Below are 21,338 nucleotides of genomic sequence, written 5' to 3' on the forward strand. Positions count from 1 at the left end.
TTCAACTACGGGAAAACCGCAAACTTGATTCGCAAATAGTAGTATCTTTGCAACCATGCTGAAAACGATCAACATCCTGAACAAGCGCGCGCGTTTCGAGTACGAAATACTCGAGACGTACACGGCCGGCATGGTGTTGACGGGAACCGAGATCAAGTCGATCCGTTTGGGCAAGGCCAACATCACCGAAGGTTTCTGCGAATTCAGCAACGGCGAGCTTTTCGCCATCAACACGCAAATCGAGGAATATGCGTTCGGGAACCAATTCAACCACAAAGCCAAGAGCGAGCGGAAACTGCTGCTGAACAAACGCGAGTTGAAATCTTTGGAGCGAAATGTACAGACCAAAGGATTGACGGTTATCCCACTGAAACTCTTCACCAACGAAAAAGGACTGGCCAAACTGGACATTGGGTTGTGCCGTGGAAAGAAAACCTACGACAAGCGCGAATCCCTGAAGGAAGCCGACACCAAGCGCGACCTGGACCGCATCAAGAAAGAATTCCGTCGTTAATTCTTGACGGCTTTTTTATTGAGGATTTTACCGTCTTTTTCAATTGAAATCAGATACAAACCCGATGGAAACTCCGAAGTTTCAATCGAGATCGCATCATCGTGATCTTTTTCGTAAACAACTCGGCCTTGCACATCATACACCGAAACGCGGGCGCCGGTGATGCCAGCGATAGCGAAATAATCCCTAAAAGGTACGGGCGACAATACAATATCGTCTGCAAAGTCGGCAATCCCCAATTCACACTGCGGCGCAACTGCATTTACGCCCACGAGCGATGCGGACTGTACGGACCAATCTTGCCACGAACCGCCGGAACCCGAATTCCAATCCGTTATGTTGAAAAAGTTCGAGCCGTGCATCGTTCCGGGAACTTTGTACACCTGAAGCGCCTGCCCGTCGAAGTCCCAGGTCAATGGCGTATTGGGCGCGCATACCTCGGGAACCGAATCAGTCGCCAGGTTACAATTGCTCTGAATGAAATAAGCAAATTCTTCATATGCGGGATAGTCGCCGAAGACACGTGCGATGCCATCTGTACCGATGCAGACCGCGACGTACTCGTTGCAAGCAATCCCGAAAACACGCGAATTGTTGACTTTCAGCCTGGCCAAAAAAGCAGCATGCCTGCCACGCCTATCCGGATTATCATAGTGCGTATCGGTAATGACGTTGGCCAACAAAGGAATCTGAAGAAAATCGTCTTGCCCGATGGTCATGTTGGCATGAAACGGATTGTTTGTGGCCTGAGTCGAACTGATGGTTCCGTTCTGTGCGGAATAGTACTTTCCACCGAGAATGGCCATCCCGGCGCTGGTACCGCCAATCGGGGCTTGTTTGATGTTGACGTGTGCGTTGAGCAAATCCTCAAGCGCATTGTCTTTGAAGAAAGATACGTAATTCCACTGGTCGCCGCCGGCAAACCAAATCATCTCGGCATTGGCCACTTTGTCGAGCACGTACGGATTGGTTGCGCCTGCCACCGAAGTAATGACGAGTGTTTCCACCGAATTGACATCAACGCCCAATTCCGAATACAAATAATCGTTGTAGCCGTTGCTGCCCGAGGAGCGCAGAACCACCACATCGCCGCCGTTGGCCTTTTCCAGTAGCCAAATCATGGCGTTGTCGTGTTCCGTCGCGCCGCCCATCATGCAGACACCGAATTCAGGCGTTGTTGTGATATTGGTCGGGTTTCCGGTGAAATAACTCGTGTAGCCTTGTGCGGCGGCCACAATCGGAAAAAAAACCAGCAGTAATTTCTTGACCATTTAATTCTTGTTTTCCAATAAAGGTACGAAACGGAAGTTGCCGAGTTCGTGTTTCTCAAATTGTTTTTCGTTTTTCCGGATCAGCAACGTCATGACCTGTACGTCTTCGCCGACCGGAATGACCAAACGGCCACCGATCTTGAGTTGCGCCATGAGCGCGTTCGGGATGTCGGGCGCGCCGGCCGTCACGATGATGCTGTCAAACGGCGCGTAGTTGGGCAAGCCTTTGTAGCCGTCGCCGAAAGACATGTGTTTGGGTTTGATGCCCATTTTAGGCAGCAGCAAAGAAGTCTTCTTGAACAATTCGTTTTGCCTTTCAATCGTGTAGACTTTGGCGCCCAAGGCCACGAGCACCGCAGTTTGGTAACCTGATCCGGTACCGATCTCCAGGATTTTATCGTCTTTTTTCACTTCGAGCAACTGCGTCTGAAAGGCAACGGTATAGGGTTGCGAAATGGTCTGGCCTGCCCCGATGGGAAAGGGTTTGTCCTGGTAAGCGTAATCCTCAAAACTGGATTCGAGGAACAAATGGCGCGGAATGCGTCGGATGGCATCGAGCACGCGCTCATCCGTAATGCCTTTCTCCCTAAGTGAAGCAGCGAGTTTGTTGCGCAGGCCTTGGTGTTTTGCAGTGTCTTTCAATGGGCAGGAATTTGCGTAAAATTAGTTGATAATTGACAATTGACAATGGGTATTTGACCCGCATGCATTTTTCTGCGTTACGGTCGGAAGCAAGCCCTCGTTTACTGCAGAAGGAACATCTCGAAAGGATGCCCAAAAAAACAATTGTCGATTATCAATTATCAATTGTCAATTCTTACTTTTGCTTAAAATACAACCTTATGCTAAAAGTTGGGGTTCTGGGCGCGGGCCATTTAGGAAAAATCCACCTGCGTTTGCTACAGCAGTCGGAAAAATACGAACTCGTTGGGTTTTACGACGAGAATCAGGAAAACGCCGAAAAGATTGCCCGCGAATTCGGGTATAAAAACTTCCATACCATTGCCACCTTGATCCACGCCGTTGACGTCATCGATATTGTGACACCGACGCTTTCGCATTACAAATGTGCGCGCGTGGCCATCAAATCCGGCAAGCACATCTTTATCGAAAAACCGATATCCAATACGATTGAAGAAGCCGAGGAAATCATCGCTCTGGCACAGGAATTTGGCGTAAAAGGCCAAGTGGGCCATGTGGAACGGTTCAATCCGGCGTTCAAGGCCGTGCGCGAGATGATTGAGACGCCGATGTTTATCGAAACACACCGTTTGGCCGAATTCAACCCGCGCGGCACGGACGTTCCGGTCGTGTTGGATTTGATGATCCACGACATCGACGTGATTTTGAGCGTGGTAAAATCGCCCGTGAAGCATATCAATGCCAGCGGCGTTTCGGTGATTTCGGACACGCCGGACATCGCCAACGCGCGCATTGAATTCGAAAATGGTTGCGTGGCCAATTTAACAGCGAGCCGGATTTCACTCAAGAATATGCGCAAGTCGCGTTTCTTCCAGAAAGATGCCTACATTTCTGTGGATTTCCTCGAGAAAAAATGCGAAGTCGTGAAGATGAAAGACGCGCCGGAACAGCCGGGTGATTTCGACATGATCTTGCAAAATGCCGAGGGTGTAAAAAAACAGATTTATTTCGCGAATCCGGAAGTGGAATTGAACAACGCCATCCTGGACGAACTGGAAACCTTTGCCGACGCCATCAATAACAACACCTCGCCTATCGTTACCTTGGAACACGGCACGGAAGCTTTGCGGGTGGCACACCAGATTATCGATTGCTTTAAAAAATAAAACGAAACGCCACAAATTCGTGAATCAAAGCCTAAAAAATTCGTGAATTCGTGGTCGAAAAACAAATACAAACACCGCGGTTTTTGGGATTAAAAAACTTATGAATTCGCGGAAAAACTAAACCTAAATGAAAAATATAGCAGTAATCGGGGCCGGCACCATGGGCAACGGAATCGCACACACTTTCGCCCAAAGCGGCTTTACCGTAAAACTGATTGATGTCTCTGAAAAATCCATCGAAAAAGGCATGGCCACGATCGCCGCCAACCTAGACCGTATGGTGTCCAAAGGCGCGATTTCGGAAGACGACAAACACAAAACCATCGGCAACATCATCACCTATACTGACCTGAAAGACGGTGTTACTGGTGTTGATTTGGTCGTGGAAGCCGCCACCGAAAACGTTGAATTAAAGCTCAATATCTTCCGCCAGTTAAATGAATGCTGTTCGCACAACACGGTTCTGGCAACAAATACATCATCTATTTCCATTACGCAGATTGCTGCCGTGGTATCGCACCCGGAGCGCGTCATCGGCATGCACTTCATGAACCCGGTCCCCATCATGAAACTGGTCGAAATCATCCGCGGCTACAACACGACCGACGAGGTAACCAAACTGATCATGGACCTGTCGGTAAAACTCGGCAAAGTTCCTGTTGAAGTCAATGACTATCCGGGTTTTGTGGCCAACCGCATCCTCATGCCGATGATCAACGAGTCTATTGAAACGCTTTACAACGGCGTGGCCGGCGTTTATGAAATCGACACGGTGATGAAACTCGGCATGGCGCACCCAATGGGACCACTGCAACTCGCCGATTTTATTGGCCTCGACGTTTGTCTGGCCATCCTGAACGTGATGTACGACGGTTTCAAGAACCCGAAATACGCCCCTTGCCCATTGCTCGTGAACATGGTACGCGCCGGGAAATTGGGCGTGAAATCGGGCGAAGGTTTCTACGATTATTCGGAAAGCAAAAAAGCAGAGAAAGTGGCGAAACAGTTTTCCAATTAATAATGAATAATTAATAATGAATAATGAACAACCGGTTCGGTCAATTATTAATTATTAACTATTAATTATTCATTATTATGGCGCAGATCATCCCATTCCAAGCCGTCCGGCCCACGCGAGACAAAGTCAGCCTGGTGACGTCTCGGTCATACGACGAGTATTCCCCGGCGGAACTGGCGGCACAATTGGAATTCAACCCGCTGTCTTTCCTGCACGTACTGAACCCGGCGTACACCAACCAACAAAAAACAGCCTTTGAAAAAAGGTTCAGGTTGGTGCACCAGAAATACGCGGAATTTAAGCAGGAAGGTATTTTGGTGCAGGATGAAAAGCCGGCGGTGTACATCCATAAAATCGTGTCGAAAACGCATACTTTTACCGGCATTATCGTCGGGACGAGCATTGCCGATTACAAAAGTGATGTCATTAAAAGACATGAAGATACGTTGCAATACCGCGTTGAATTGTTTAAGGATTACCTGAAGTTTTCGGGGTTCAATACCGAGCCGGTCTTGATGACATATCCGGACAACGACAAGCTCTCTGACTGGCTTGACCGCAAGACCAAGACGCTGGCCGACTTCGAGTTTTCAACCACGCGGAAAGACGTCCATTATTTGTGGAAGATCGACGATGAAAACGACATCGCGCTGCTGCAAAAGACTTTTTCGGACATCGGGAACATTTACATCGCGGACGGACACCACCGGTCGGCATCCGCGGAAATGCTATACGATGAGCAACCGTCGGCCGAAAACCACAACTACTTCATGAGTTTCCTGATTGCCGACAGCAATGTGAAGATTTACGAATACAACCGGCTGATCAAGGATTTGAACGGGCTTTCCAAGTCGGAATTCCTGAAGAAACTCTCGGAATATTTCCTGATCGAAATCAAGTCGCAGCAATTGTTCCACCCGAACCGCAAGCACGAATTCGGGATGTATCTCGACGGGGAATTCTACGCGCTGACACTCATGACCGAAAAATGCGGATTTGAATCGCCACTGGACCGGTTAGACGCGCAAATCCTCTACAACAAAGTCCTTTCGCCTATCCTCGGCATTGCTGACCTGCGCAACGACGAACGGATTGAATACCTTCCCGGGAAATTGCCCGTGACCGAAATCATGAAGAAAGTCGATGACGGGGAATTTGAACTCGGCTTCATCCTGTTCCCGTCGGCCATTGACGAAATCAAGGCGATTGCCGATGCGCACCAGATCATGCCGCCGAAAAGCACGTACATCGAACCCAAATTCCGGAGCGGATTAGTTGTCTACGAATTGTAATGTCTATTGCAATCAACATACAAAACATCAAATCGCAGCTTCCGCCGCATGTGACGCTTGTGGCCGTATCGAAAACCAAACCGGTGGCCGACTTGATGGAAGCCTATGATGCCGGCCAACGTATTTTCGGAGAGAATAAAATCCAGGAAATGGCGGCCAAGTACGAGGAAATGCCCAAAGACATCCAGTGGCACATGATTGGGCACGTGCAGACCAACAAGGTGAAATACATGGCGGCTTTCGTGTCGTTGGTGCATGGCGTAGACAGCCTGAAATTGTTACAGGAAATAGACAAACAGGCTGCGAAATACAACAGAACGATTGACTGTCTGTTACAAATCCACATCGCGGAAGAAGAAACCAAATTCGGGATGGACGAGCACGAACTTTTCGAACTGCTGCATTCGGACGCCTATCGCGCACTGAAAAATACCAACATCAAAGGCCTGATGGGCATGGCGACGTTTACTGAAAACCAGCACCAGATTGAGAAAGAATTTCGGCACCTAAAGTCGATTTTCGACCGGGCATCCGCCGAAAATCAAGGGATGACCATTCTTTCGATGGGCATGTCCGGAGACTACCAAATGGCAATTGCGTGCGGCAGTACCATGGTTCGGATTGGAAGCAGTATCTTTGGCGAGCGGAATTATATCCAACACTAACACGTCTGTCTGGTCTTTCGACTTTCGACTTTCGACTTTTGACACAATTTGTACGCAGTATTAGACATAGAAACCACGGGCGGCCAATTCGGCGAAGAAGGCATCACGGAAATCGCGATTTACCGCTTTGACGGCCACGAGGTCGTGGACCAATTCATTACATTGGTCAATCCGGAAATCCCGATCCAGCCGTTCGTCGTGAAATTGACCGGCATCAACAATGCGATGCTGAAATCGGCACCGAAATTCTATGAAATCGCCAAACGCATTATCGAAATCACGCAGGATTGCATTTTGGTGGCGCACAACGCCTCGTTCGATTTCAGGATTTTGCGCACCGAGTTCAAACGCCTCGGATTCCCATTCCAGATGCAGACCTTGTGTACGGTAGAATTGGCGCAGAAACTCATCCCGGAACAGCCGTCGTACAGCTTGGGGAAACTCGTCCGCGGACTGGGCATCCCGATTGCAGACCGCCACAGGGCGAGCGGCGATGCATTGGCGACTTTGAAGCTCTTCCAATTGCTGCTCACCAAGGATTTACAGAAAATCATCATCGGCGAGCTCATCAAGACTGAAATCGAAAAAGGCATCGAACCCAAGCTGCTCGATTTGGTGGAAAGCCTGCCGTCGCGCACCGGGATTTACTACGTATACCGCGAAGACGGCACCATGATGTACATCGGACGCAGCCGCAACATGCGCAAACACCTCAACCAGCATTTTACCGGCGACGCGCGGGTTTCCAAGAAAATTACTGCCGAAGTATTCCGGGTGACGTTCGAGGAAACGGGCAGCGAACTCGTGGCGCAACTCAAGGAATACGAAGAAATCAGGATCAACCGTCCGGCGTATAACCGCAGGCCGCGCAAAGGCAGCAGCCGCTACTGGAGTTTGTCCGCGGAAACCGATGAAGAAGGTTATTTTAATCTTTTCCTCGGAAATTCTTCCAACCCGAGCGAACTGGCCGCATTCATCTCGCCGCAGGAAGGCAAAAATCTGATTTCGCGCATCACGACAGACTACAACTTGTGCCGGAAACTCAACGGTTTGCACATCGGGAACGATGTTGGCCCGTGCGCCGATTATCCGTCGGGGAAATGCGACGGCGCTTGCATCGGAAAAATCGCCCCGGAAGAATACAACGAGCGCGTGTCCGAATTCCTGTCGCACATTTCGTTGGTCGGGCGCAGCGTGTTGTTGATTGACCGTGGCCGTACGATGAGCGAAAGGTGTGCGCTTCTGGTGGAAAACGGCGAACTGAAAGGCTACGCATTCTTCGACCTGAATTACCAGATCACCAACCGCGCCGTATTGAAAAATATACTTGTACCGATGCCGCACCGTAGGGAAACGCTCCACGCCTTAACTACATATCTCATCAGGAACAGAAAAGTAAAAGTGGTTTCATTGGCTTAGTTTCACTACTTTTATAAAGCTGATGATACCCGAAAAACTCCGACACAGACTGCATACCATCATCCACGAGGCAGACACGCCGTCGGGGAAAGCGTTTGATTTGATCCTATTGGCGCTGATTGTCATCAGTATCATAGCCGTCATGCTGGAAAGCGTCGTGAGCATCCGGCTCGAATACGGCAACATATTGTCTGTCGTGGAATGGATCATCACGATTTTCTTCACGCTGGAATACATCGGACGGTTGCTGAGCGTTCGCTCGCCATTGAAATACGCCTGCAGTTTCTACGGAATCATCGATTTACTGGCGACGTTACCCGGCTACATCGATCTGTTTTTTCCGGGTTGGCATTTCCTGTTGGCGCTGCGTGCCATCCGCTTGCTGCGCATCTTCCGCATCCTGAAGCTCGTTCATTTCGTGGGCGCGGGCAATTTGCTCATAGTATCTTTGCGGAAAAGCCGCGCCAAAATCCTGGTGTTTGTCTTTACGGTTTTGGTGCTTTGCATCATCCTGGGGACGATTATGTATATGGTGGAAGGCCCGGAAAGCGGCTTCACGAACATCCCGGTAAGCATTTACTGGACAATCGTCACCCTGACCACGGTCGGTTTTGGCGACATCACGCCTGTTACGCCGCTGGGTCAGTTCATCTCTTCCATCATCATGATTATGGGTTACGGCATCATTGCGGTACCAACAGGAATCGTGACCTCGGAATTCATTGCGCGCAAAAGCCCAGACACCAATACCCAATCTTGTCCGGATTGCAGCACCAACGATCATAAGGACGGCGCGAATTTTTGTTACCATTGCGGCAAAAACCTACACAAATGAACGACGGAAAAAAATACCTGATTGTCGTGGTTGGCCCAACGGCCATCGGGAAAACCGCGCGCGCGATAGCACTCGCACAACACTTCGGGTGTGACATCATTTCCTGTGATTCCCGTCAGTTTTTCAAGGAAATGCGGATTGGTACGGCTGTTCCATCGGTGGAAGAATTGGCGGCTGCCACGCACCATTTCATTCACAACAAATCCATTTTCGAACTTTATACCGTGGGCGATTTCGAAAAAGAAGCATTGGAGCGATTGGCCCTATTGCACGAGCGAAACCCAGTGGCCGTCATGGTCGGTGGCTCTGGCCTGTATGTCGATGCTGTCTTGAAAGGTTTCGATGCGTTTCCGGACATTGACTCCGCGGTGCGCGTGGCGTTGACGAAGGCTTACGAAAAACAGGGCATTGGCTATTTACAGGACGAATTGCAACGGATCGACCCGGAGTATTTTGCCGTCGTCGATACGGAAAACCCGCAGCGGATGATGCGCGCGCTCGAAGTATCCATCGGCAGCGGGAAGCCTTATTCCAGTTACCTGTCGGGAAAAGAAAATACGCGGCATTTCACGCCCGTCGTTATCGGCCTTACTGCAGACCGCGAAGTGATGTACGACCGCATCAACCAGCGTGTGGATGTCATGATGCGGGAAGGCTTGCTTGATGAAGCGCGTGCATTGCTTCCTCACAAAAACCTGAATGCTTTGCAGACTGTGGGCTATCGGGAGTTGTTCGACTATTTCGACGGAAAAACCGACTTGGATACGGCAATAGCCGACATCAAGAAAAATACGCGCCGGTTCGCGAAGCGACAGATGACGTGGTTCAGGAAAAACGAAGCCATTACATGGTTTGATTTCGAGGCTGACCCCGCGGAAATAGTTTGCCACATTAACAAACAAATCACGCAACCTTTATGACTTTTGGTGTCTTCAAAAAAACAATATGAGAAAAATACTATTATTGGCCATGCCACTGCTATTTTTGTCCTGCGGCGTGGAATACGACGCCGAAACGCGGCTTGTATCCGAAACAAGAATCGTTGACAAACTGGGCAACCCTATTGGCGGCCAACCGGTAGAAGTTTGGGTTTCCGACAATGGCGCATCCGACATGATTTCCAATACCGTTACCAACGCCAACGGCGAAAGTCTTCTAATTTTTCCCGCACCTAACGACCTGGAAAACGGCCGGATCGAAATCAGGTTTCCCCAGAACGGTGCTTTCCAAGAGAAGCGTTTCATGGAAATCAAACGCGCCGATTTCACCGACTACAAATACACGCTCAACAACGTAGTGCTGTATCCGCTGGAAGATTTGACGTATTTGCTCGTTGACTTGTTCAACACATCGGGCGGCACTTTGACCGCGCTGTATCTCGAAAACAATAGCGCCGCGGACTTTGTTTACGTCAACGAATCAGCGGAACAATCGGAACCGCAAACCTATTTCCAGGTGTTGAAAAATTCGACGGTAGATTTGGTGTACACCGTACGCAGTCCCGGCGGTGTGGAATCAACGCAATCCGTTGCTGTTCCTGTCGGGAACACCAGTACTTCCTACACGCTGAATTATTAAACCGTCATCAAACTTCCCAAACACTACAGACAATGGGCAAAAAAATAGTATTCGCATGCCTCGCCTTTTTGGTTTATGGCGTGGCATCCGCACAAAACGACAGCATCAAAAAAGCACCGGAAGGATTGAAGGAAGACTGGACTTTCAGGGGTTATTTGGTTTACCCGATCCAATTCGGCGACCATTCGCTCGCGGACGCACACAGCGCCAATCCGGGACTTGGTTTGACGTTGGGCGCGTTTTCCTACCGCAACTTCAGCCTATTCGCCGGTTGCGAATTCCTGCAATATAAAGTAACCGATTACACCAAGATTGGGAACATTGACCGGACAAATTACTCCGCTTTCTTCGGAACCATCGTCTACAAACTGGCGGTGTCCAAAAAAATCGAGCTGTACCCTGACCTTGGCTTGGGCTATGTGGTTTTGAAACAGCGCAGCGACGGGCGCAAATTCGGGCATCAGGACGGTACTGAAGTCCGGCTAGGATTTACGGCGAATTATCGCGTTTCGAAAAAGACTTCTTTTTTTATCGGCGCGCATTACATCTACAACACTTTTGAGATTGCCACCAATGAAGCGTATCGGGATTATTTCGGTAAAGCAAATCAGCTCCAAGTATCGGCCGGCATCCAACTCGATTGAAAGGAAAACGTCTGGTTTACAAACTCGGTATAAAAACAAAACCCGGCTTTCACCGGGTTCTCCTACTTATTTCTGGGCTTCTTTTTCCTTGTTCTTCACGACCAACCTGAAACCTTCGCCGTGGATGTTGAGGATTTCTACGTCTTCGTCACGCTTGAGGTATTTCCTGAGCTTGGCAATGTAAACGTCCATGCTTCGTGACGTAAAGTAATTGTCGTCTCTCCAGATTTTGGTGAGCGCCAGTTCACGTGGCATCAAATCGTTTTCGTGGAGCACCAACATTTTCAACAGTTCGTTTTCCTTAGGAGACAATTTGATCGGCTCGTCCTCGCAGAACGTCAGGAAACGAAGTTTTGAATTGAGGTGGAATTTCCCGACCTGGAACTCAAACTTGACGTGATCATTTTTGGTGTCGTTGGCTTTGCGCTGGATAATGGCCTTGATTTTCATGAGCAAGACTTCAGAATCGAACGGTTTGTTCAAATAATCGTCTGCGCCCACTTTGTAGCCTTTGAGCACATCTTCCTTCATGGATTTCGCGGTAAGGAAAATAATGGGAACATCTTTGTTCTTATCCCTGATTTCCTTGGCCAGCGTGTAGCCGTCTTTGTATGGCATCATAACGTCGAGGATGCACAAATCATAGGTATCTTTCTTGAACTTCTCGAATCCTTCCATGCCGTTCTTTGCGAGCGTGACATCGAAGTCATTGAGAATGAGGTAATCTTTCAAGATTGCACCGAAGTTTTGGTCGTCCTCAACCAGTAGTATTTTCTTGTTTTCAGTTTCCATAGCATTTATGTTATATCGTTGTTGTTTCAGTTAATCAATGGCAGTTTGATGATGAAGGTACTGCCTTTACCTTTTTCACTCTCGACGAAAATTTGTCCGTTGTGATCGTCGACAATCCTTTTGACGTAAGCCAGACCGAGACCGTGCCCTTTTACGTTGTGCACATCGCCGGTGTGTTCGCGGTAAAATTTCTCGAAAATCCGCTTCTGCGCGACCTTGCCCATTCCGGCACCTTGGTCTTTCACTTTGATGATAACGAAATCTTTAACGTTTTCAGTATATACATCGATTTTCGGCCGCTCTGGCGAATATTTGATGGCGTTGTCCAAAATGTTCACCAATACGTTTGTAAAATGGACATCGTTCAACAAAACGGTCGTGCGCGTGGCATTGAGATGCGTGCTGATTGTTCCTTCGCGGTCTTCAATGATCAGGTTCACGTGTTCAATGGCATCTTCAAGGATGTCGTGGATGTCATTGGATTCCTTGGTGATTTCCAGTTCGCGCTTCTCGAGTTTCGAGATCCGGAGGACATTTTCAACCTGGGCATGCATGCGCTTGTTTTCATCGCGGATCATCTGCAGGTAACGCGCCATGGTTTCCGGATTCGATGAAACTTTCGGGCTTTTGATGGCATCCAGCGCAAGATTGATTGTAGCGATTGGCGTCTTGAACTCGTGCGTCATGTTGTTGATGAAGTCCGTCTTGATCTGCGAAATCTGCCGTTGCTTGATGAGCTGGTTGAGCGCGCTCGAATACGCAATGATGATGATCAGCGTAAAGACGATAGACAATACCGTGATGCCCACCAATTCCGAAAAAAGGAATTTCTTCTTCTGCGGAAACGACACGAGTAATTGGTATCGGCTCTTGCCTTCATTGTCACTAAAAATCGGATGCGAATACGTGGCGTACTTGTCGTAAACAAAGCGTTCGGAACGCACTTTCGTGGCGAGCCCATTGCTGTAAACCCCGAACTCAAACGGCGTTTTTACCCCATATTCTTCCATTTTGGCTTCCAGCAAAGACTGCAATTTCTCTGTAGAAACACGCTCTTGGATGGGCATGTTTACGGCAATATCTTTCTGCCAGATTTCGTACTGCGCTTTCTTGAGCGATTCCAATTCGCCACTTCTCTCGATTTGCGTATCCGGCATCAAATCATGCTGGAGGCCCGCATTTTCGAGCGTGTTGTGGTTGTATATCTTGGTTGTGCGTTTGGCGACGTAGCTTCTGCCGCGGCCAAATACGCTGTCCCCTTTTTTATCAAAGAACGGAGAACCGTAGTCCTGGGCTGTAATGCTGTTGGAATAAATGATGGTTTGCTTGGTGCGCTGGTTGGCCCGGACATAATACATTTCAAGAATGTCCTCATTTTCCGGATCGCGACCTGTGCTGTCTTTCAGTTTCTCGAAATTGTCGAAATAACTGAATTCTTCCTGCTTCTGGAGTTTTTCCGCAACATCGCCGATGATTTGTTTGACATGGAAGCGGAATTGCTCATCATTATTCCTGAACGAAGAGTTAAACCAATAGACTTGCACCAAAATAATCCCAATCAGGGAAAGGCTCATCAACAATACAAGTAGCCTAAAGAATAACTTGTTCATCTACACAAAATTATCATTTTAACATTTGAGTAATGATTGCATTAACCAAACATTAACACGAATTGTTTATTTTAAATTTTCTGCAGTTTTTTAAGAATTTCATTGACTTGGCGGCGCGTAAACTGCAGGTCTGTATTTTCGATGACATAGTCGCTCAAGGCAACTTTCTGCGCGTCAGTCCATTGCCTTTGCATCCGTTTCAAGACTTCTTCCCGACCGACCCCATCGCGCATCATCACGCGTCCGATCCGTATTTCCTCCGGCGCAACAACCGTAATGACGGCATCGCAATCTTTGTCGGTTCCGGACTCAAACAAAATGGCCGCTTCCTTGACGACAAACGACTTATCGCGATGCTTTGCGACCCAATTTTCAAAATCACGACGCACGGCTGGATGTACAATGGCGTTGAGTTGCGCCAGTTTTTCAGGATGATCGAACACGATAGCGGCCAGTTTTCTTCGGTCGATGACAGCGCCGTTTGTGATGCCGCTGCCAAAAACTGCAACTACTTGCGCTGTGACATCCGGTTGGTCCAAGATGGCTTTTGCGGCGTCATCGGCGATATAAACTGGAATGCCTTTTTCGGTAAAAAGCGCAGCCACAGTAGATTTTCCGCTGCCAATTCCGCCCGTTAAGCCGATGATCTTGGTCATGATTTAAAGAATAGTTCCGGGAATGCCGTTTCGGGTTTCTGTTTGCGCAATTTTATTTTGACGAACGATTCCAAAAAACCATGCCCGTATCCCATAAACTGGCGCCAAACGGCGATGATGGACAAAAATCCGATGCGAAAGCTTCTGTTCTGGAACGTCGAGACCAAGAAAATCAAAAAGAAATAAAGGAAATACATTTTCAACGGAAAATCCTGCGCGAAAATGAGCAGTAACAACGAAGCATAAAACCCGAGGATAAATACCGACGGAAACCAATAAGTCAACTTCGCATACTCTGGGAAACGGCTGTCCAGGATTGGCCTTGCCTTCCCGAATTTGTTGACTTGCGTCGTGAATTTTTCCCAATCGACACGTCTTTTGTGATAGACATACGCCGACGGAATCAGTCGTGTCTGGAAGCCCATCCGCCAAAGGCGCATGGCCAATTCCGGATCTTCGCCCGGATGGATATTCCCGAAACCACCCGATTGTTCAAAGGCTTTTCGGGACAATCCCATATTGAAACTCCGGGGCTGGAACTTGTCGATTTTCTCCGAACCGCCGCGTACCCCGCCCGTGGTCAGGAACGATGTCATGGCGAAGTTGATCGCTTTCTGCACGTCCGAAAACGAGCCGAGCGCTTTGTCCGGGCCGCCGAAACAATCGCAATAATCCTCGCGCAAAGCCTTGTCCACTTCACTTAGATAATGCATTGGGACGATGCAATCCGAATCAAAAATCAGGAAATAATCGCCTTTGGCTTTTTCCATGCCGAAATTGCGCGAATCGCCCGGACCGGCATTTTCCTTGAAATAATAAGAAATATTAAGCTTGAGTCTGTATGAATCGGTGACGTCGCGACAAGGATTAGACGAACCGTCTTCTACAATCACCACTTGGAAAGGTTGCTTGTAATCGGTCTGCGAAAGGCTTTCAAGCAATTCATTGATTTCTTCCGGCCGGTTGTAAACGGGAACGATCAGCGAAAAATACATCGGGAAAATTTTAACAAAGATACTTTAAAAACAAAAGCCGCCCAAAAGGCGGCTTTAAAATCAAATTGTTGGTGTTATTCTTTAATGACCTTTACCGTCTGGACTTGATTTCCTGAAGTGAGCTTCACCAAATAAGTACCGGCAGGCAGCGGCGTCATGTCCAACTGGCCAGAAGCTTCGTTGAATTTCTGAGACAAGATTTGCTGGCCTAACAGGTTGAAAACGCTTACTTGAGAGATATCGGTTTGCGCAGCCACATTAAGGATATTCCGAACTGGATTCGGGTATGCCACAAAAACACTTTGAGTGACCGAGCCGCTACCGAGCGACGCGTCATATGCAGAGATCTTGAACGTGCCCAAAGCGTCGTTTGCGTATTCCCACACCCGGGCATATATAGTTGTTCCCGGCATCAAACCAGTCACGGACAAAAGCGAAAATGCACCCTCGCCTTCGTCATCGCTGCAACCCAAAGCCGTGAGCAACTCGCAACCTCCCGAATATAGCGACAGGCCTGTATCGGCAACCAATGAACCCGTTTCCTGACGCGTTTCTACTGTTACACTTCCCGACTCTGGAACCACGATACTGTACCAGATGTCGCCACCAAAATTGAACGCGGCACAATCCGGCGTAGGCTGCCCAAGGGATTGCGTAGCGCCCGCATTCGTAGCCAACACCGCGTTGTCGTCAAAAGTTCCGCCTACGGTGAGGGAAAATGCGGTGTCACACTCATCGTTTTCGACCGGTTCAGGCGCTGTGGTAAAGGCGAATGGCCCGGCCCAAATACTGTCTCCTGTCGTCTCGCAATGGGCAAGTACATAGAACTCGTAATTCGTGAAAGCATCTAACCCCATGACAATTAAAGGACTCGTTACATTGGGATGCGTGGCCGCGCCTATCGATCCGCCGGCTGGCGTCACGAAAACATCCCAGCTCACGTGACCACAGCCAGATGCCCATTCTAACTGCGCCGAGTAAGCAGCTATCGCGGTAGCGGATACATCGGTAGCCACAGGGCAAGTGGTTTGCGGTACGATGGTGACGTCATAATCTTCCGTTTCCCCGTAGCCATAGGTTGCACATGGGTCGATATCGATGCCATCAGTATTCCAGACGTCGCGGACGCGCATGCGGTGTAAACCTGTAGGCGCGTCACAACCCAGTTGGATGGTGTAGATGGCCGTACCGAATGAACCCGTCTGGGCAATCGTATAGCCCACGCGCTCGTCGGCTGAAAATACTTCATCATCGTTATAGTCAATCCATACCGCAGAGTTCTGTTGTCCGAAACTGCCTACCGTCACTTGAATTTGGTATGACGTGCCCGCCTCGAGCGTTGCGGTATAATTCGGTTGACCGGTAAAGTAAGTATATGCAGGGTTTTCCTCTACTGTTCCTGTATTGTTGGACAGCGTGGTTCCCGTGATGGACACATTGGATATCAAGTCGCCGTCCGTCTTGCCGAACGTATAGCCCGGCACGCAATAACATCCTGTCGTCGTGATGGAAACCGTCACAGGCGTACTCACGGCAGAATCGCCCAACGCGCAGGTCACGATGCATTGATAAGTCGTCACCACCGTTTGGGTTACTGTAATTTCGGGCGCGTTTGAATCGGCAATGTCCGAGAACGAAACGCCGTCTTCGGAAGACTGCCATTGGTATGAAATGCCCGACCCTATTTGTTCGTTTTCAAGGCTCAAAACCAAATCAAAACCGGCGCATATGGCCGTAGCCGATGCCAACGTAGCACCTGGAATTGGCGTGCCGCTGCATGACTGCGGTGCAAAAACATATTTGTTTCCAGCGATGTCCGTGGTGGCCAAAATGGCGTTGTTGGCCGTTGCGGATGATGCCGTTGCTCCCGTTGCCGCTGGTGTCACGCTCAAGAATGACGTGGCGTCGTTCAATCCTATTGAAGCCGTAACGCCGCCCGTCCAAGTCATCTGTGGACCGTAAACAATCTCTATCGTTCCTGACTCGTGAAGCCTGATCTTAAAAGACGCCGAAACGGTGTTATTGGGTTGCCCGTTGTTGCCGATATTGACCTGATTCCAGCCGATTTCCAGCGTTTGATCTGGTGCAGCACCCGAAAGTGCGTACTGTATCGAGCCGCCGTTCCGGTTGTTGTCATCCCAAAAAGCTGCGATAAGTGGCGCTTGGGCGGCAGTATTAGACAAAGCGTTCAGCCAGTTGTTTCCGCCGATGGCTGCGCCCAGCCTGATAAAGCCGTTGGTGCTGATGCTGAACGTGGTATAGTCAGTTCCACCATAGGGAAACGTAAAACCGATGGGAATGTCATTCTCGGTTCCGTCGTCGCCGACAGCGGTAGAGTTTGTTCCGCTGACCGCGCTGTAAACCTCAGAGGCTTGCGAAAACTGGTAACTTGAAACTGCTTGCCCTTGGATCAACCAACAAGAAAGCAGTAACAAAGTAAGGGTAATTTTTTTCATATAGGCAGGTTGTTTAATTTCCGTTCTAAAGTAGTAAAAAAAGAATCGCGGGTAAAAAAAAAGCCACCCGAGTAGGTGGCTTTTATAAAGAATTTGAATCGTTATTCTTTGATCACTTTCATGGTCTTCACTTGGTTGTTGGCTGTTACCTTAACCATGTATGTACCTTGTGGCAACGAAGACATGTCAATCTGACCTTGTGAAGCGTTGATTGACTTGGCAACTACTTGCTGACCGAGCAGATTGTAAACCGCTACGCTGGTAATATCGGTCAAGTTGCTGGTCAAGTTCAATACGTTTTTCACAGGATTTGGATAAACTGCAAAGTCGTTGCTGTTAAATTGGTCGATACCCAATGAAGCATCGTAAGCAGAGATCTGGAATTGACCCCAGTCGCCGCCAGCGAAAGCACCGGTATACCTCCAAACGCTGATGTAAAGTGTCTCACCTGGCGTCCTTCCCGTCAATTCAATTAACGAGAACAAACCGTTATCTGACGAGTCGTCATCACAATCGATTTCTGTCAAAGTTGCACAGTCTCCAGAAAACACTGTTACCACACTGTCATCGAAAAGAGAACCAGCGACATCACCTGTCTCGATGGTAATACTTCCTGAAGCAGGAACCACTACAGAATACCAAACGCTCTCGTCTGAAGAAAGTTGGCAAGAAGCCGCAGCAGTACTTGTAGCACCCACGTTGGTTGTCGTCAATGCGCCCGCAGCGAAGTCGCCGCCCGGTGTCAATGCAATAGCGCCCGCACATTCGTCGTTCGCCGGTGCCGGAGCTGGATTAACCGTCAATACACCGCTGATGAATGTCGTGCCATCCCAGAAGTTGCCGCTCACACCATTGTGACCGCCATACACGTAAGCGCCGGCGTTCAAACGGAAGCGAACCGCGTAGTAGTAAGTTCCAGGCGCAAGACCTGCACCGATAGCCCCGAAATATTCGTCGTTGTTGCCACAACCGCCGCATGTTGCGTTGTATGCCATCTCAGTCCATGAAGCCTCAGCCCATGTATTTGGATTTGTGTTGCTGTCATTTACGCCAACCCAAGCCGTAATACCAGCGCCCTGACCTTCTGGCTCAGTTACACCTGGCTCATACACTTGACCATAAACATCACCTGTGTTGCCTTCAACGAGTGTCATTGTAGGTGGCCATTGCAACGCAGCGTAATCTGGTGCTTCGGCTGATGGCGTACCACAGATTACCGTTTTTACCCTTGGTTCTGCTTCGGTACCGCACTGATCATCCAAGTGGATGTAAAAACGGATTTCACCATCTAAGTTTGAAGTCCAAGAAAGTGGCGTTGTTCCGGCTGCCAAAGAAGTCAAACCGTCGATGTCACTGATTGTAATAAAATCTGTACCGATAGAACTTTTGAACACATATTGTTGACCGCTAGAAACAGGAATCACGCTGTACTCGCCCGCGTAAGCATCGTCAACCACCAAGTTTTCGGTAACACCATCGCAAGTGTCGAGTGTTGCAGGGTCGGCTGGATAAATATCTCCATTCAAACAATAGCCTGGAGAAGATTCTGTCGTGAAACTCCAAACAGCACAACCTGTTGCGGATCCACCGCCGTTCTTAGGAACAACCTGCCAGTAAACGGTAGCATTGTACGCATTGATTTCGAGACCGACTCCCGTGTTGGTGTCCGTATAGTTGCCAACGAAATTAAGCGCGTCTGGTGCGGCACCGGCGTAAAGGTCATAAGAAGTAGCTGGCTCACCCGTTGGTGCTGTCCACGATAACGTGATTGGGCCGTAAGGCACCGCAGTTGCAGCATCAGCAGGCGAAGGTGCAGAAGCACAACTTGGAACCGGCACCAAGGTCGTGAAAGCCACATCATCAATGAACCAGTTGTCGCCGTCGTCATTTGCCATTACGAATGCAATGTAGATCGTCTGTCCGACATAGGCAGACAAATCAACCATCTTGGCACCGAAAGCGCCCAGCGGCATCGTAGCCTCCGTTTCGCTGGAAACTGTGGTAAATGTTGCAATGTCTGTTTGAGAAGTAGTTGATACGCGAACGGTATAAACTGAATTGTAAGCGACAGTATATTGCTGTCTTTGCTGGAATGTCAATGCTGGCGCACCGGCAGAAATGGTCACCGCCGGGGTAACCAGCCAATCTTCTTTTGTCTGCCCAGGGTTCGCCGCATCATAACTGATGAAAGCGGAATAAATCGGACTGGCAGCATAAAGATCATCTTGCGCCCAGTTTACGGTAGCGCCGGCGCGTTGGCTCCACCAAACGAAGCCCACCCCGCAGGCGGAAAAGTTGCCCCTTCAAAATCTTCAGGGAACTGTGCATAACCTTCCGTGACAAATGCCAACAAGAAAGCCAATACCATAGTAATTTTTTTCATGTAAGAGATTGTTTAAGTTAATATCCCATAAAGATAAAAATAAAAAAAAAGCACGCAAATTATTTTTACGTGCTTTGTCGGATTTAACGTGATTCCCTAAAATTATGAACCCCGGAAATCAGCTATTCGCAATACTTTTCACAGCGACCATTTCGTTGGCATCGGCCTGATAGTCAACACCCGGGATCTCGAAACCGAACAAGTGGTAGAAGTCTTTTCGATAGCCTTCCAAATCACCGATTTCGGGCAAATTCTCGGTCGTAGCCACTTCCCAAAGCCGCGCCACTTCAGACTGTATCTTGTCGTCCAGTTCCCAGTCGTCAATGCGAATACGGCCTTTCTCGTCGGTCGGCACTTCACTGCCATTGTACAGCCTATCGGCATACAAACGCTGGATTTGTTCGATGGTGCCTTCATGCGTTCCCGCAGATTTCATCGTCTTGTACAACAGCGAAATGTAAAGCGGAATCACTGGAATCGCAGAACTGGCCTGCGTTACCAACGCTTTGTTGACCGACACATAAGCCTTCCCGCCTATCGACTCGAGATTTTTTGTAATGTCCGAAGCCGTGGCTTCCAAATGGTCCTTGGCACGGCCGATGGTTCCTTTGCGGTAAACGGCCTCGGTCACCGCCGGCCCGATGTAGGAATAGGCAACAGTCATCGCTCCTGGCGCGAGCACGCCCGCACTTTTCATGGCCTCGATCCACATCGCCCAATCTTCGCCACCCATGACGGCTACCGTATTGGCAATATCTTCTTCATTTGCAGGCTCAATAGAAACTTCTGAAACCTTACCCGTATGGAAATCAACGGTTTTATTTGTAAAAGTTGAACCTATTGGTTTAAGTGTTGAGCGGTGCGTAACTCCGGTATTCGGGTTGGTGCGCACCGGCGATGCCAAACTGTAAATCACCAAATCGACCTGGCCCAAATCGGCTTTGATCATATCGATGGTTTGCTGCTTCACTTCATTTGAAAATGCGTCGCCGTTGATGCTCTTGGCGTACAAACCTGCGGCATTGGCCTCATTTTCAAAAGCAGCCGAATTGTACCAACCCGGAGAAGCCGTCTTGCCTTCCATTGGTGGCTTTTCGAAAAACACACCAATCGTGGCAGCGTCGCTTCCGAACGCGCTCACGATACGCGATGCCAAGCCAAATCCGGTGGATGCGCCAATGACCAGCACTTTCTTTCCGCCGTTGATTTTCCCTTTCGATTTTACGTACGCTATCTGGTTTTTCACTGACTGCGCCGCACCATCAGGATGCGCGGTAAGGCAGATGAATCCTCTCATTCTTGGTTCAATGATCATATCAATAGGTGTTAGTTTTTAGTTGCTAGAAGCTGCAAGTCTATAGTGGCAACAATGTTTTCCAGTTTATCAAGTATTTTCTGTAAT

20 protein-coding genes are annotated in these 21,338 nt (G+C 49.0%); 10 read left to right on the forward strand and 10 right to left on the reverse strand.

The genetic code is table 11. The features are described 5' to 3' along the window. The first annotated feature begins 55 nt into the window (after window positions 1–55). The gene (gene smpB, locus ACM9J1_RS10185) at window positions 56–514 is read left to right on the forward strand and encodes an SsrA-binding protein SmpB (protein ID WP_415581933.1); all 459 of its coding nucleotides are present in this window, start codon (window positions 56–58) and stop codon (window positions 512–514) included. On the opposite strand, the gene ACM9J1_RS10190 is transcribed toward smpB, so the two are convergent. Both ACM9J1_RS10190 and ACM9J1_RS10195 read right to left on the reverse strand, forming a co-directional pair. Beyond that, entirely contained in the window at window positions 511–1,785 is a 1,275-nt protein-coding gene (locus tag ACM9J1_RS10190; protein WP_415581934.1) for a T9SS type A sorting domain-containing protein, read from the reverse strand. The two genes, smpB and ACM9J1_RS10190, sit on opposite strands and share 4 nt — an antisense overlap. Further along, the gene (locus ACM9J1_RS10195) at window positions 1,786–2,427 is read right to left on the reverse strand and encodes a protein-L-isoaspartate(D-aspartate) O-methyltransferase (protein ID WP_415581935.1); all 642 of its coding nucleotides are present in this window, start codon (window positions 2,425–2,427) and stop codon (window positions 1,786–1,788) included. A 200-nt stretch (window positions 2,428–2,627) separates the two neighbouring features. Here ACM9J1_RS10195 and ACM9J1_RS10200 point away from each other — a divergent pair, with 200 nt between their 5' ends. From ACM9J1_RS10200 to ACM9J1_RS10240, 9 genes are all read left to right on the forward strand, one after another. Next, window positions 2,628–3,593: a Gfo/Idh/MocA family protein gene (locus ACM9J1_RS10200; RefSeq protein ID WP_415581936.1), complete on the forward strand. Its 966-nt coding sequence runs from the start codon at window positions 2,628–2,630 to the stop codon at window positions 3,591–3,593. A gap of 127 nt (window positions 3,594–3,720) precedes the next feature. After that, window positions 3,721–4,611, forward strand: a complete 891-nt coding sequence (locus ACM9J1_RS10205) for a 3-hydroxyacyl-CoA dehydrogenase family protein (RefSeq protein ID WP_415581937.1) — start codon at window positions 3,721–3,723, stop codon at window positions 4,609–4,611. Between the two features lie 77 nt (window positions 4,612–4,688). Further along, a complete protein-coding gene (locus tag ACM9J1_RS10210) occupies window positions 4,689–5,903 on the forward strand; it encodes a DUF1015 domain-containing protein (protein WP_415581938.1) in 1,215 nt (404 codons plus the stop codon). Then, entirely contained in the window at window positions 5,903–6,568 is a 666-nt protein-coding gene (locus ACM9J1_RS10215; protein WP_415581939.1) for a YggS family pyridoxal phosphate-dependent enzyme, read from the forward strand. The genes ACM9J1_RS10210 and ACM9J1_RS10215 overlap by 1 nt, the downstream gene beginning before the upstream one ends. Window positions 6,569–6,616: 48 nt before the next feature. Further along, window positions 6,617–7,987, forward strand: a complete 1,371-nt coding sequence (locus ACM9J1_RS10220) for an exonuclease domain-containing protein (RefSeq protein ID WP_415581940.1) — start codon at window positions 6,617–6,619, stop codon at window positions 7,985–7,987. A 22-nt stretch (window positions 7,988–8,009) separates the two neighbouring features. Next, window positions 8,010–8,822 carry an ion transporter gene (locus tag ACM9J1_RS10225; protein WP_415581941.1) on the forward strand — a complete coding sequence of 271 codons (813 nt, stop codon included), beginning with the start codon at window positions 8,010–8,012 and terminating at the stop codon, window positions 8,820–8,822. Beyond that, a complete protein-coding gene (gene miaA / locus ACM9J1_RS10230; protein WP_415581942.1) occupies window positions 8,819–9,742 on the forward strand; it encodes a tRNA (adenosine(37)-N6)-dimethylallyltransferase MiaA in 924 nt (307 codons plus the stop codon). The genes ACM9J1_RS10225 and miaA overlap by 4 nt, the downstream gene beginning before the upstream one ends. 25 nt (window positions 9,743–9,767) lie before the next feature. Next, window positions 9,768–10,400 carry a hypothetical protein gene (locus tag ACM9J1_RS10235; protein ID WP_415581943.1) on the forward strand — a complete coding sequence of 211 codons (633 nt, stop codon included), beginning with the start codon at window positions 9,768–9,770 and terminating at the stop codon, window positions 10,398–10,400. Window positions 10,401–10,432: 32 nt separating this feature from the next. Continuing rightward, the gene (locus tag ACM9J1_RS10240; RefSeq protein ID WP_415581944.1) at window positions 10,433–11,044 is read left to right on the forward strand and encodes an outer membrane beta-barrel protein; all 612 of its coding nucleotides are present in this window, start codon (window positions 10,433–10,435) and stop codon (window positions 11,042–11,044) included. A 66-nt stretch (window positions 11,045–11,110) separates the two neighbouring features. Here ACM9J1_RS10240 and ACM9J1_RS10245 read toward each other — a convergent pair whose 3' ends face one another. From ACM9J1_RS10245 to fabV, 8 genes are all read right to left on the reverse strand, one after another. Continuing rightward, window positions 11,111–11,836 carry a response regulator transcription factor gene (locus ACM9J1_RS10245; protein ID WP_415581945.1) on the reverse strand — a complete coding sequence of 242 codons (726 nt, stop codon included), beginning with the start codon at window positions 11,834–11,836 and terminating at the stop codon, window positions 11,111–11,113. Between the two features lie 26 nt (window positions 11,837–11,862). Continuing rightward, a complete protein-coding gene (locus ACM9J1_RS10250; protein WP_415581946.1) occupies window positions 11,863–13,446 on the reverse strand; it encodes a sensor histidine kinase in 1,584 nt (527 codons plus the stop codon). 71 nt (window positions 13,447–13,517) lie between these two features. Further along, a complete protein-coding gene (gene coaE / locus ACM9J1_RS10255; RefSeq protein WP_415581947.1) occupies window positions 13,518–14,102 on the reverse strand; it encodes a dephospho-CoA kinase in 585 nt (194 codons plus the stop codon). Continuing rightward, a complete protein-coding gene (locus ACM9J1_RS10260; RefSeq protein ID WP_415581948.1) occupies window positions 14,099–15,097 on the reverse strand; it encodes a glycosyltransferase family 2 protein in 999 nt (332 codons plus the stop codon). The genes coaE and ACM9J1_RS10260 overlap by 4 nt, the downstream gene beginning before the upstream one ends. A 74-nt stretch (window positions 15,098–15,171) precedes the next feature. Next, entirely contained in the window at window positions 15,172–17,553 is a 2,382-nt protein-coding gene (locus tag ACM9J1_RS10265) for a T9SS type A sorting domain-containing protein (protein ID WP_415581949.1), read from the reverse strand. Window positions 17,554–17,654: 101 nt separating this feature from the next. Beyond that, a complete protein-coding gene (locus ACM9J1_RS10270) occupies window positions 17,655–19,832 on the reverse strand; it encodes a choice-of-anchor J domain-containing protein (RefSeq protein ID WP_415581950.1) in 2,178 nt (725 codons plus the stop codon). Next, window positions 19,790–19,936 (reverse strand): hypothetical protein, encoded by a 147-nt coding sequence (locus ACM9J1_RS10275; RefSeq protein ID WP_415581951.1) that lies wholly within the window; start codon window positions 19,934–19,936, stop codon window positions 19,790–19,792. Before ACM9J1_RS10275 ends, ACM9J1_RS10270 begins: the two co-directional genes overlap by 43 nt. A gap of 118 nt (window positions 19,937–20,054) precedes the next feature. Beyond that, window positions 20,055–21,251, reverse strand: a complete 1,197-nt coding sequence (gene fabV / locus ACM9J1_RS10280) for an enoyl-ACP reductase FabV (protein ID WP_415581952.1) — start codon at window positions 21,249–21,251, stop codon at window positions 20,055–20,057. Between the last annotated feature and the right edge of the window lie 87 nt (window positions 21,252–21,338).

Source organism: Flavobacterium longum (genome assembly GCF_965137575.1).
Taxonomy (GTDB): Bacteria; Bacteroidota; Bacteroidia; order Flavobacteriales; family Flavobacteriaceae; genus Flavobacterium; species Flavobacterium longum.

Bases quoted from the DNA above. Each gene is read 5' to 3' on its own strand.
- ACM9J1_RS10200 (WP_415581936.1), top strand. From the start codon at position 2,628: ATGCTAAAAGTTGGGGTTCTGGGCGCGGGCCATTTAGGAAAAATCCAC.
- ACM9J1_RS10250 (WP_415581946.1), bottom strand. From the start codon at position 13,446: ATGAACAAGTTATTCTTTAGGCTACTTGTATTGTTGATGAGCCTTTCC.
- ACM9J1_RS10240 (WP_415581944.1), top strand. From the start codon at position 10,433: ATGGGCAAAAAAATAGTATTCGCATGCCTCGCCTTTTTGGTTTATGGC.
- fabV (WP_415581952.1), bottom strand. From the start codon at position 21,251: ATGATCATTGAACCAAGAATGAGAGGATTCATCTGCCTTACCGCGCAT.
- ACM9J1_RS10260 (WP_415581948.1), bottom strand. From the start codon at position 15,097: ATGTATTTTTCGCTGATCGTTCCCGTTTACAACCGGCCGGAAGAAATC.
- ACM9J1_RS10215 (WP_415581939.1), top strand. From the start codon at position 5,903: ATGTCTATTGCAATCAACATACAAAACATCAAATCGCAGCTTCCGCCG.
- ACM9J1_RS10205 (WP_415581937.1), top strand. From the start codon at position 3,721: ATGAAAAATATAGCAGTAATCGGGGCCGGCACCATGGGCAACGGAATC.
- miaA (WP_415581942.1), top strand. From the start codon at position 8,819: ATGAACGACGGAAAAAAATACCTGATTGTCGTGGTTGGCCCAACGGCC.
- coaE (WP_415581947.1), bottom strand. From the start codon at position 14,102: ATGACCAAGATCATCGGCTTAACGGGCGGAATTGGCAGCGGAAAATCT.
- ACM9J1_RS10265 (WP_415581949.1), bottom strand. From the start codon at position 17,553: ATGAAAAAAATTACCCTTACTTTGTTACTGCTTTCTTGTTGGTTGATC.
- ACM9J1_RS10225 (WP_415581941.1), top strand. From the start codon at position 8,010: ATGATACCCGAAAAACTCCGACACAGACTGCATACCATCATCCACGAG.
- smpB (WP_415581933.1), top strand. From the start codon at position 56: ATGCTGAAAACGATCAACATCCTGAACAAGCGCGCGCGTTTCGAGTAC.
- ACM9J1_RS10275 (WP_415581951.1), bottom strand. From the start codon at position 19,936: ATGAAAAAAATTACTATGGTATTGGCTTTCTTGTTGGCATTTGTCACG.
- ACM9J1_RS10245 (WP_415581945.1), bottom strand. From the start codon at position 11,836: ATGGAAACTGAAAACAAGAAAATACTACTGGTTGAGGACGACCAAAAC.
- ACM9J1_RS10190 (WP_415581934.1), bottom strand. From the start codon at position 1,785: ATGGTCAAGAAATTACTGCTGGTTTTTTTTCCGATTGTGGCCGCCGCA.
- ACM9J1_RS10210 (WP_415581938.1), top strand. From the start codon at position 4,689: ATGGCGCAGATCATCCCATTCCAAGCCGTCCGGCCCACGCGAGACAAA.
- ACM9J1_RS10235 (WP_415581943.1), top strand. From the start codon at position 9,768: ATGAGAAAAATACTATTATTGGCCATGCCACTGCTATTTTTGTCCTGC.